A 3,506-nucleotide genomic window follows, 5' to 3' on the forward strand; every position below is an offset into this window, starting at 1 on the left:
AACAAACCCCTTCATTACACCGTTAATGAAGGGGTTTGTTTTTGGTGTTTTTAGGGCTAAAGCCCAAGATATGAGAAGTTTTATCTTTTTTCACTCAGTGGCATAAATACCTAATAAATTCTACTCAAGTTTTCTTCACGACTTAGCAACAGCTATACTTTTAAGTATAGCTGTATCTAGGTTAATTAGGATGGTACTTCTACTATACATAGTTTATTTCGTAATGTTGTCCTAATCTTGATGGCTACAGCTATATATAGAAAAATATTCTATATTAAGAAATGTAACCAAGCATCTTAGCGAGATTATAAGATGTTAAAATTTACCTTTGTAAAATTATAAACAGTTCAATATGGCAATGATGATACCGTTCTCTATTCCTGACAAAGCTAGTCAGGGAGAAAAAAGACTATACAATATTCTCAAAAATAAGCTGTCGGATAATTTCTATGTTTGGTATGAACCCAGAATAGATGGTCTTTATCCTGACTTTATTATTTTATCCCCTGATTTTGGACTACTTGTTATAGAAGTTAAAGGATGGTATCCTAATCAAATACTCAAAGCATCAAATGATAGTTTTGAAATAGAAAATAATCAAAATGATTTAGAGACAATTCAAAAACAGAAATCTCCTTTACGTCAAGGTAAAGATTATCTTGATAAACTATTAAATCTTCTGAAAAAATCTAGAGTATTAACTAACCAATCAGGCAAATATCAAGGAAATTTATGTTTTCCTATTGGTGTTGGTGCAGTTATGTCTAACTTAACCCATGAACAAGCTGACAGATATAATTTAATTAATGTACTACCAATAAAAAGTGTAGTTTATCGTGATGAGTTGTTGACATGGGAAAAAGATTATATTAAAGAAGAAACAATTATCCAGCGTTTTCAAGAAATGTTTGGAATTAACTTTGTTTTCTCTCCTTTAACGCCTGATCAGATTAGTACCATCAAAGGAATTATATATCCTGAAATTGTTATTAGACAAGAAAAAGCTACATTAAAAAGTGTTAATTCTGAATTTTCAATTTTACCAAGCGATATTATATTAACAACATTAGACAGTAAACAAGAATCTTTGGCTAAAAGTATAGGAGATGGTCATCGTATCTTCTTTGGGGTGTCTGGTTCAGGGAAAACCCTATTATTAATATCACGCTCTAAATACTTAATTAACCAAAATCATAATGCAAGAATATTAATACTGTGTTTCAATGTATGTTTAGCAGCCTATATAAAATCAGTTCTTCATCAAGATTCACAAAATAAACACTATCAAAATATTGAAGTCGGAAATTTTGATGTATGGGCAAAATCTGTCTTAGGTACATTACCCAGTCAAGTGCAAGGAAATCGGGACGAATATACAGGTAAAATAGTTGTTGATAAATTGTCTGAATATTCACTAGAACAAAAATGGGATGCTATTTTTATTGATGAAGCTCATACTTTTGTTCCTATTTGGTTTCAGTGTTGTGTGAATGCGCTGAAAGATAGTGAAAATGGTGATTTAATCATTGTTGCAGATGGCAATCAAAGTCTTTATAAAAGGTCTAATTTTAAGTGGAAAGATGTAGGAGTTAAAGCACAAGGCCGTACTTTTAGCAAGAAATTTGACTTAGACAAAAACTATCGCAACACTCATCAAATTCTGTCATCTGCATTGAGTATTTTAAACCATGTCTCTGATTTAGTTGAACCTTTAGAAGATGAGGATGTAACGTTCCCTCTGGTTAAACCCAGTTTAGCGTTGTTATCTCAAATGTTTACGTAAAGCTGGTTATGCTTCAGCCTCTATTAAACAAGGAAATAAAGCACTTAATCAATTTCCTGGGAATAAATATATTAAAAATAAATTAGTTTGGGCATATTATGATGATGCTATTAAACCAGAAGAATCTAAAGAAAATTTATACCAACTAATAGAATCTGCAAAAACAATTTTAAGTTTACAGCCAGATATTTTACCTAAAGAATTAACTGTCTTTGCTGTGATTAAAGCTGCTAAACAAAAAGAAAAGTGGGATATTGTTCTGGAATGGTGTAATTTTATAAATCCTGAAGAATTGAATGATGAACCAATAATTGTTGATGGTAACAGAGGCAGATCTAGAAAAGAACAATGGTTCTTTGCTAAGGTAAAAAGTCTAATTGAACTTGAATTATGGAAAGAAGCTCGTGTTTGTGCATTAGAAGCAATTAAATTTTATCCCAAAGAAATGAATTTTTATAGATTCTCTGCTTTAGCATTAGCTAATCTAGGAGAAGAAGAAAAAGCTATTCTTGAGTTGAAGGATATCCTGCTAAAATATCGAGAAGAATGGTATATTTACCAGGATTTATCAGATATATATTTACGTATGAATCAGCCAGAAATAGCCCTAAAGTTTGCTTGTCAAGCTGCATTATCTTCTTCGGGAGAAGATAAAATTAAAGTTACTTTATATGAAAAAATCTGTCAGCAAAGCTTATTATTAGGAAAGTTAGAAATATCTGCACAACATTTAGAACTATGTAAAGCGATTCGAGAAAGAGAGGGTTGGAAAGTCAAAGATACTTTACAACAATTACAAGTAAAGATTAACCAAGAAATCACTAAGCAGCAATTAACATTTACTAAATTTGAGGGAGATATTACTAAATTAAATCAAATATGTCGGAAATACTGGAAAGAACTTTTATATCAAGATATTCCCCGTTATTGTGGTACAATTGAATCATTACCACCTAATCAATCTCATGGATGGATTATAGATGATCATGGAAATCGTGTCTTTTTCTTACAAAAGGAGTTACCTAAATTTTTGCGTAAAGAAAAGCAAAGAGTAAGTTTTATTTTACAAGAAAGTTTTGATAGAAAAAGAGATAGAAAATCAGTTAAAGCCGCAGATTTTCAGATACTAAAACAATAATTAGGACTTGCTGAATAAAACTAAAACCGTTTATTAATAAGCGGTTCGCTGATTTTTGTCACAAAAAAGTGCAAGGTTTTGGCTAATGATGTCTCAAAACAGTTGCATTTTTCGTTTACAATATCTGTCTAATGGCATTCTAGTCACGATAAAAATCCTGACATGGGATGATTTTGTAGTTATGGAAGTAGCGGATACTGGTATTGGTATCGTCTTTAATAGCGCAGCATGATCATCAGCTTTTATCATGACTCATAAAATTGAGGTTCAATCTCTTAGGGGATTATCTGCACTCACCGCAGGTAATCGCCTCAAACAAGAAGGATATAATGAGTTACCATCTACCCAACATCGTCAAATCTGGGAAATTGCGCTGGAAATCTTTCAAGAGCCAATTTTTCTGCTTTTATTAGGCTGTGGTATCATTTACTTATTTTTGGGTGATGCTCAGGAAGCTTTAATTTTGTTAGGTTTCATCTTTTTTATTGTCGGCATTAACTTATACCAAGAACAAAAAACAGAAAAATCACTGGAGGCACTACGGGATCTTTCTAGTCCCCGTGCATTAGTCATTCGTGATGGAAA

Annotated in this window: 4 protein-coding genes; all 4 read left to right on the forward strand. The window is 31.8% G+C overall.

Annotated features, from left to right (window positions below):
- Positions 1-358: 358 nt before the first annotated feature.
- Positions 359-1,783, forward strand: coding sequence for a nuclease-related domain-containing DEAD/DEAH box helicase (locus ACIR310F_RS21600; protein ID WP_231387393.1), 1,425 nt, complete (start codon positions 359-361; stop codon positions 1,781-1,783).
- Positions 1,784-2,000: 217 nt separating this feature from the next.
- Positions 2,001-2,921, forward strand: a complete 921-nt coding sequence (locus ACIR310F_RS0105040; protein ID WP_028082877.1) for a tetratricopeptide repeat protein — start codon at positions 2,001-2,003, stop codon at positions 2,919-2,921.
- Between the two features lie 85 nt (positions 2,922-3,006).
- Entirely contained in the window at positions 3,007-3,153 is a 147-nt protein-coding gene (locus tag ACIR310F_RS25255) for a hypothetical protein (RefSeq protein ID WP_155963628.1), read from the forward strand.
- 15 nt (positions 3,154-3,168) lie between these two features.
- Positions 3,169-3,506: cation-transporting P-type ATPase (locus ACIR310F_RS26655; RefSeq protein ID WP_269208335.1), on the forward strand; the 338-nt coding region annotated here is incomplete at its 3' end.

This window comes from Dolichospermum circinale AWQC310F (assembly GCF_000426925.1).
GTDB lineage: Bacteria > Cyanobacteriota > Cyanobacteriia > Cyanobacteriales > Nostocaceae > Dolichospermum > Dolichospermum circinale.

Coding starts and splice junctions, on each gene's coding strand:
- ACIR310F_RS21600 (WP_231387393.1), top strand. CDS start 359: ATGATGATACCGTTCTCTATTCCTGACAAAGCTAGTCAGGGAGAAAAA.
- ACIR310F_RS25255 (WP_155963628.1), top strand. CDS start 3,007: ATGATGTCTCAAAACAGTTGCATTTTTCGTTTACAATATCTGTCTAAT.